The sequence below is a fragment of the Clostridium sp. MCC353 genome (assembly GCF_018785315.1).
Taxonomy (GTDB): domain Bacteria; phylum Bacillota; class Clostridia; order Lachnospirales; family Lachnospiraceae; genus CHH4-2.
The window spans coordinates 39702-46833 of the sequence record NZ_WQPN01000080.1 but is presented as its reverse complement, the minus strand read 5'-3'; the positions used below and the strand labels follow the sequence as shown (position 1 = coordinate 46833).

8 protein-coding genes are annotated in these 7132 nt (G+C 48.4%); 2 read left to right on the top strand and 6 right to left on the bottom strand.

What is annotated here, in order from left to right; all coding sequences use genetic code 11:
* Positions 1 to 336 precede the first annotated feature (336 nt).
* Complete coding sequence (locus tag GPL15_RS27760; RefSeq protein WP_275950495.1) at positions 337 to 471, top strand: hypothetical protein; 135 nt, start codon at positions 337 to 339, stop codon at positions 469 to 471.
* A 208-nt stretch (positions 472 to 679) separates the two neighbouring features.
* On the opposite strand, the gene GPL15_RS15285 is transcribed toward GPL15_RS27760, so the two are convergent.
* Genes GPL15_RS15285 through GPL15_RS15270 form a run of 4 tightly spaced genes read right to left on the bottom strand, consistent with a single transcriptional unit; the run spans position 680 to position 4524 of the window.
* On the bottom strand, positions 680 to 1732 hold the full coding sequence (locus tag GPL15_RS15285) for a spermidine/putrescine ABC transporter substrate-binding protein (RefSeq protein WP_215699548.1): 1053 nt from the start codon (positions 1730 to 1732) through the stop codon (positions 680 to 682).
* Positions 1733 to 1788: 56 nt separating this feature from the next.
* A complete protein-coding gene (locus tag GPL15_RS15280) occupies positions 1789 to 2571 on the bottom strand; it encodes an ABC transporter permease (RefSeq protein ID WP_215699547.1) in 783 nt (260 codons plus the stop codon).
* On the bottom strand, positions 2568 to 3437 hold the full coding sequence (locus GPL15_RS15275) for an ABC transporter permease (protein ID WP_215699546.1): 870 nt from the start codon (positions 3435 to 3437) through the stop codon (positions 2568 to 2570). Before GPL15_RS15275 ends, GPL15_RS15280 begins: the two co-directional genes overlap by 4 nt.
* Positions 3430 to 4524: an ABC transporter ATP-binding protein gene (locus GPL15_RS15270; RefSeq protein ID WP_215699545.1), complete on the bottom strand. Its 1095-nt coding sequence runs from the start codon at positions 4522 to 4524 to the stop codon at positions 3430 to 3432. The genes GPL15_RS15275 and GPL15_RS15270 overlap by 8 nt, the downstream gene beginning before the upstream one ends.
* A 140-nt stretch (positions 4525 to 4664) precedes the next feature.
* Here GPL15_RS15270 and GPL15_RS15265 point away from each other — a divergent pair, with 140 nt between their 5' ends.
* On the top strand, positions 4665 to 5294 hold the full coding sequence (locus GPL15_RS15265) for a GntR family transcriptional regulator (protein ID WP_215699544.1): 630 nt from the start codon (positions 4665 to 4667) through the stop codon (positions 5292 to 5294).
* Between the two features lie 128 nt (positions 5295 to 5422).
* On the opposite strand, the gene GPL15_RS15260 is transcribed toward GPL15_RS15265, so the two are convergent.
* A complete protein-coding gene (locus GPL15_RS15260; RefSeq protein ID WP_215699543.1) occupies positions 5423 to 5680 on the bottom strand; it encodes a TIGR03905 family TSCPD domain-containing protein in 258 nt (85 codons plus the stop codon).
* Positions 5681 to 5720: 40 nt separating this feature from the next.
* Positions 5721 to 7121, bottom strand: coding sequence for a cation:dicarboxylase symporter family transporter (locus GPL15_RS15255; RefSeq protein WP_215699542.1), 1401 nt, complete (start codon positions 7119 to 7121; stop codon positions 5721 to 5723).
* Between the last annotated feature and the right edge of the window lie 11 nt (positions 7122 to 7132).

Here is a 7132-nt window from a genome sequence, read left to right as displayed (position 1 = left end):
TATTACGACTGCATACCCGCTTTACAAAAGATAAAATACCATTATATTACGACTGCATACCCGCTTTATAAAAGATAAATTACCATTATATTACAACTTCATACCCGCTTTACAAAAGATAAATTACCATTTTATTACGACTGCCCACCTGCTTTATAAAAGATAAAATACCAGCATATTACAACGTCATACCAACTTAATAAAGACAAAAACCATCATAATACAAAACAATCTTTATACCACAACCGCCCTCTATAAAAGTATTCAAAATTAATTTTTTATCCTCACTCCAGCGAAAACCAGCAGGAAATAGGGCGTGAGGCAGGCCGGGAGACGGTGGAAGCCGCCGGGAGCGCAAACGGCCGGGGCGCGGTTCGCGGTGACAGCGATTTGTTCCGGCCGTCGGCAGCTCTTGGGCTGAAAGAACGGGAAATGGAGGGGAAATCGCTGACCTCAAAGTCAGCGATTTAGGGAGCCTGAATTGAGAATTTCTTCAGAAATTCTCGATGAATGCTCCCGGTACCCTCCATTTCCCGTTCTTTCAGCCCTAGAGCTGCCCCGGCCGGAACCATGAGCTGCCGCCGCGAACCGCGCCCCGGCCGTTTGCGCTCCCGGCGGCTTCCACCGTCTCCCGGCCTGCCTCACGCCCTATTTCCTGCGTCTCTTCTGCCAACAAAAATTAATCCAGCTTCGCCTTAAATTCCGTCCAGATTTCTTCATGCAGCGACGTAGCATCCGCCCCCACATCCTGGATAAATTCCCCATTTGGAATATCGTCTGCGCTGATAATCAAACTCTTTTTAAACTCTTCCGGCAGGAATTCATAAGACGCCTTATTGGGGCAGAGGTAATAGGTCTGCTGTGAAATCTTCGCTCCCACTTCTCCGTCCAGAATATAGTTTAAGAACGCGAACGCATTATCGCTGTTAGGCGCCTGCGACGGGATGAATGCCGCGTCCACACCAAATCCCAGACCTTCTTTCGGATACACCACTTTTAAATCAGGGTTCTGCTGCAGGGCCAGGACAACCTGCGAGGTGAACAGGTATGCCGCGCTGACTTCGCCGCTGAGAAGGAAATCCTGGGTCTGGTTCTGGCTCAGGACGCGCACGTTGGGGGCCAGCTCCATCAGTTTTTCCCCTGCCTGTTTAATCACCGCCTGGTCTTCCGTATTGAACGATTCTCCCATGGTTTTTAACACCATGCCCATAACAACCCGCTCGCTGTCCATCAGGGCTAAACTGTCTTTTAAAGACGGATCCCATAAGGATTCATACCCTGTGATCTCCGCGCTCACTGCCTCAGGGTTATATACAATCAGGGGGATGCCAGGGCCATAGGGCACGGTCAGTTTGTTGTCCGGATCATAGAAAAAGTTCTGGAACACCGGGTCGATGTTCTGGTAATTGGGAACTTTTTCTTTGTCGATTTCTTTTACAAGCCCTTCATCTGCTGCGATCTTGATGATATAATCGGACGCGATGATGATGTCATAATCCCCGCCTTTGCTGGTCTCCAACTTCGCAAGCATCTCTTCATTGGCCTCAAAGTTGGTATAATTCACCTTGATGCCCGTTTTTTCTTCGAAACCGTCAATCACATCCTGGGGCACATATTCGGCCCATGTGTAGATATTCAGTTCTTCACTCTTCTTTCCGCCACAGCCCTGTAAAAGTCCGGCCGCCATGATACCGGTCAGCGTAACCGCTGCAAAGCGTTTCCATTTTTTCATAATCTTCCTCCATTCCGTTCTGCCGTCCCACGGCATTCACATGTTACATTTTTATCTCAATTCCGGTCCATCTTCCGCCCAATCACCTGTGACGCGATTACGATCACAAATGTCACAACCAGCATGATGCTGCACAGAGCATTGATCTCCGGCGTCACCCCTGATTTCAACTGGGTATAAATGCGGATCGGAAGAGTGTTCGTCTTCGCCCCGGTAACAAAAATGCTGATCACCACATCATCCAGCGACATGGCGAATGCCAAAAGCATCCCAGACACCACCGCAGGCATAATTAAAGGCAGGGTAATATCCCAAAATGCCCTCGGCTCCGAAGCGCCCAAATCCTTGGCCGCTTCCGCCAGCGATTTATCAATTCCAACCAGACTGGCTTTCACCATCATAAATACATAGGGAACGCAGAATGTGGTGTGTCCCAGCACAAGGGTCAGCATTCCGAAAGGCAGACTGAGCATGGCAAAAAACGCCATAAAAACCATACCTAAAATAATCTCAGGGATCATAATCGGAAGCGTGGATATATATTCCACCGCCCCTTTGCTCTTAAAGCTGACCCGGGCCATGCCCACAGCTCCCAGCGTGCCGATAATTCCGGCAGCCGAACTGCTCAGAGCCGCCAGGACCACGCTGTTTCTCAAAGCTTCCAGAAGCCCTCTGTTGCGGAACATTTTCAGATACCAGTCCAGGGTCACGCCGCTCCATACGGTTGTGTTCTTGGAAACATTAAAGGAATATATCACCACCACTGCAATCGGCAGATACATTAACAGCAAAAGAACGGTCTGGTAAACCGCCGATATACGGATTCTCTTCTTTTTCATAGCAGCCCCTCCAGATCCTTTACCCGGGTCACTTTACGGTACAGCCATATCATGACCGAAGTAAATATCATGAGGATGACCGAAAGAGCCGCCGCAAACGGCCAGTCCCTTCCGCTCTGAAGCTGGTTCTGGATCAGGTTTCCCACCAGCATCACCTTTCCGCCGCCCAGGATATCGGCGATGAAAAAGAGCCCCATGGACGGGATAAATACTAATACCACTCCGGACATAATGCCCGGCAGAGTCATTTTAACAGTGACCGTAAGAAATGCCTCTAATCTGGTAGCTCCCAAATCCCTTGCCGCCTCCACTAAGGACCAGTCCATCTTATCCGTGCTCGAATACACGGACAAAATCATGAATGGGAGCAGGGAATATACCATTCCCACCAGCACCGCCGGATAGGAATACAATAATTTCAGCGGGTCTTCCGTTATCCCTAACGTCATCAGCAGCTTATCCAAAAGGCCGTTGCTCCTGAATATGATGATCCAGCCATACATACGCATTAAAGCGCTGGTCCAGAATGGGATCACCACAAACAGCATCATCATGCTCTTCGCTTTTTTCTCCAGCCGGGCCATGAAATAACCGAAGGGATAACCGATAACCAGAGTGACCAGAGTGGTTGAGACTGCCAGCTGAAAGGATTCCTTAAATGTATTCAAATAAACCGGTTTCAGGATCTTGGCATAATTGTCAAGTGTAAATTCATTCACCACGCCCCATGTCTGCGCCCGGGTCATGAAGCTGAGGGCAATCAGATAAACGATGGGCAGAGCCACGAATATAATCGTAAAAATGTAAAGAGGCGCGACTGTCATCCACCAGTGATTCCCCGGCTTTTTCCCTGTCTTTTCAGCCATCTTCTTCCCCCTCCACATCTACCAGCACCGCATGTTCCGGCTCCCATCCGGCATATACCACATCCCCCGGGGCCACGGAACTGTTAATTCCCTGCCTGCTGGAAACCAGCTCTCCCAGACTGCCGCCGTCCAGGCTGATCCGCAGCATTCCTCCCGCAAAATTCTTCTCCGTCACAGCCAGTTTCATGCATTCCGCCCGGCTTTCCGGATACAACGTCACATTTTCGCTTCGGACAGCCGCAGTCACCGGCTGGCCGGCCTTTAAAAGCCCTTTCTGCTTCTTTGTCACAGCCGCCCGCACAACTCCCGCCGGCGTCAGGATTACAGCCGTTTCACCTGTCAGTTCCTTCAACATGCCTTTGATGATGTTGGCAGTCCCTACGAAACTGGCCACATAGCTGGTCTTGGGATGATCATAAATCTCATCCGGCGTTCCCACCTGTTCAAATAATCCGTCTTTCATCACCACGATCCGGTCGGACATATTGATGGCTTCCTCCTGGTCATGGGTTATGTATATGAAGGTGATACCAAGCTGTTTCTGCAGCCTTTTCAGCTCCGTCTGCATCTGGCGCCTCAACTGCAGATCCAGAGCGCCCAGAGGTTCGTCCAAAAGCAGCACTTCCGGATTATTGACAACCGCCCTTGCTATGGCCACACGCTGTCTCTGGCCGCCGCTCAGTTCAGACGGCATCCTCTTTTCAAAGCCCGAAAGCTGAACCAGCTCCAGGACCTTTAACGCCCGCTCTGCAATCTCCTGTTTGGGCACCTTTTTCAATTTCAGCCCATAGGAAATGTTGGTGATGACGTCCATATGGGGGAACAGGGCATAATTTTGAAATACCGTATTCACATTGCGCTGGTTCGGTTCCAGACCGGTCACATCCCGTCCGTTTAAACGCACTTGTCCGCTGTCCGGGCTTTCCAGACCTGCGATGATTCTCAGCGTCGTGGTCTTGCCGCAGCCGGACGCTCCCAGCAGGGTTATAAACTCGCCCTTTTCTATTGAGAGACTGATGCCTTTTAGCACCCCCGTCTCTCCAAAGCTCTTTTTTATCTGGTCTAATTCTAATATAATATCAGCCACATTAAGCCTCCTTATCTTCCTACCAATTGTATCATAAATACCATAGGATGCAACAGTATCTTGAGTTTCACGACCCCCATCACTTTACTTTCAAGACTTTATTTGCTATGATAAAGCTACTATATAAATGGAGAAGAGATATGAACAAGGAAAAAAACAGTCTAAAATCAATCGTCTATCAGGAAACTCTGGACGGTATCATCAAAGGTGAATACAAAGCAAATCAGATCATCAACGAACAGGAGCTGGTAGCCAAATTCGGCTTCAGCAAATCTCCGGTCCGGGAAGCTCTCATCTCCTTATGCAACGAAGGTGTTCTCCGCAACATTCCAAGATATGGATACGAAGTTATCCGGCTCACCAGCAAGGATGCCAACGAGATCCTCCGCTTCCGTTTTATCCTGGAAGGCGGCATGCTGAGGGAATGCTACGATAAAATAACTTCAGATCAGATAGACGAATTATACCGTCTGGATGACCTCTGCAATGCCTCTGTAGACGATATGTGGGTACATTGGGAGCATAATATCAACTTTCACCTGAAACTTTTGTCCTACTCAGGCAATTCCTATTCCTACGCACAGCTGGAGAGATCCATGGACATTTTAAAACGCGCCTATGCCCAGTTTTACTGGGATAAATGGGACGCCGCCTATAATCCCATCGACATGCGCTACCACAGGGCCATCCTATCCTGCATCAAGGTAAAGGACATCCACGGAGCGCTTAAAAACCTGGAATTGGATCTGAAAGACTTCCGCAGCATTTGATCTCACCGGTTACGCAGGACAGCGGTTCCTGTGTAACCAGAATAAAGTCCCGGCCCCCCGGCTTTCCACATGATTGTGGAGAACCGGGGCGGCCGGGACTTTTTTACAGCAGTTTCCTGCCGATGGAATTAATTTTTGCTCTCTTCGTATTTCTCACGGACAGCGATAGCAAGCTGGTCTGCGCAGGATGTGGTGTTTTTGCCGCAGGTATTGCCCTTTAAGAAAGTCTCTACCTGTTCTACCGTCATACCGTCAACTAATTTGCTGATGGCCTTTAAATTGCCGTTGCAGCCGTCAACGAACTCTATGTTTTTCACAACATCCCCGTCTAAATCAAAGGAAAGGGAAGAAGGGCAGACTCTCTGTGGTTTTACTGTATATCTCATGATTTCCTCCATTCTGCCTGATTCCAGGCATGTATATTATTTATTTTTTCAGGTTCAGGCTCATGTCATTATAAGCGCTTTCATTTAAAGTACCCATATGTTTGTCCACAACTAATGCGTTTGTAAGGGATCCTGTAACATTTAACATGGTTCTCGGCATATCGATGATCGGGTCAATGGCAAGGATCGGGCTCACCATAGCGAACTGAGAAGCCATACCAACGCCGGAAAGGCCTACGGAAGCTGCCATAGTAGCTGTTCCGGGGATACCTGCGATTCCTAAGGAACCGATGGTTACTACGATTACAGTCATTACAAGCATGGTAACGTCAAGGGGTGTGCCTGTCACATGGCAGACATAAACGATGAGCAGTGACGGGAATACGCCTGCGCATCCCTGCATTCCTGCCGTCGTACCGAAGCCTGCAACGAAACTTGCAGTACCCTGGTCCACGCCCAGCCTCTTTGTCAGTGTCTCAATGGTCATCGGCAGACATCCAACGCTGGAACGGGAAGTAAATGCCATCAGCATGGTTGCAAATGATTTCTTCATATAAGTTACCGGATTCAATCCGTGAACAGCCAGCAGAACCAGCTGGATAATAAACTGAATTGCAACCGCCAGATAAAGCGCAATAATAAATTTACCAACTTCCAGGATTGAGGAAAGGCCTCTCTGAGCGATTGTGTTGGCAAGCAGAGCCATAACAGCCCATGGCATATAATCCAGGATTAAAAGGGCCATATTGATCATGGCTTTGTGAGCTGCATTGATACCGTCATATAATGGTTTTGCCGCTTCCGGGCTTTCATAATTGATCCACCATACTGCCAGACCAAAAAATGCCGAGAAGATAACAAGTCCGATGATGTTGCTTTCAACCATAGATCCAACGATATTGGAAGGAATCAGGTTTTTCAGTGTGTTCGCCACTGAAGTGATGGCTTTTGCTTCTGCCGTTCCGTCGGTCACAATTGCAGAACCTTTGCCAACTCCTAACAAAAGGCCCACGCAGATGCCGATAACAGCAGAAACCGCAACCATTCCCATGGTAACAAAAATCGTCTTCTTAACCAGAGCGCCCATGGAGCTTCCCTGCTGCATGTTGATAATAACCTGCATAATGGAAACCATAACAAGCGGCACAACGATCATCTTGATCAGGTTGATATAACCATTTCCGAATAAGCCAAACCATGTGGTCGTCTCTTTAACAAATGTAACTTCCATCGGCGCGTCCGGAAAACCGCCCACGAACTGCATCGCCAGTCCGAGAAGAAGGCCAAGACCTGTGCCGATCATAACAACAACTGCAAAATCCATATGTTTTTTATGGTACAAAACATGGATCAGATAAAATAACCCCGCCAAAATTGCAAGAAATACGATAGTCTTAATATCGCTGATCATCAGAAACTCTTGTAAAAATACATTTTCCATCTCCATACTCT

What these genes read in the sequence shown, in the direction of transcription:
- GPL15_RS15285 (WP_215699548.1), bottom strand. Translation starts at nt 1,732, where the DNA reads ATGAAAAAATGGAAACGCTTTGCAGCGGTTACGCTGACCGGTATCATG.
- GPL15_RS15280 (WP_215699547.1), bottom strand. Translation starts at nt 2,571, where the DNA reads ATGAAAAAGAAGAGAATCCGTATATCGGCGGTTTACCAGACCGTTCTT.
- GPL15_RS15275 (WP_215699546.1), bottom strand. Translation starts at nt 3,437, where the DNA reads ATGGCTGAAAAGACAGGGAAAAAGCCGGGGAATCACTGGTGGATGACA.
- GPL15_RS15265 (WP_215699544.1), top strand. Translation starts at nt 4,665, where the DNA reads ATGAACAAGGAAAAAAACAGTCTAAAATCAATCGTCTATCAGGAAACT.
- GPL15_RS15260 (WP_215699543.1), bottom strand. Translation starts at nt 5,680, where the DNA reads ATGAGATATACAGTAAAACCACAGAGAGTCTGCCCTTCTTCCCTTTCC.
- GPL15_RS15255 (WP_215699542.1), bottom strand. Translation starts at nt 7,121, where the DNA reads ATGGAAAATGTATTTTTACAAGAGTTTCTGATGATCAGCGATATTAAG.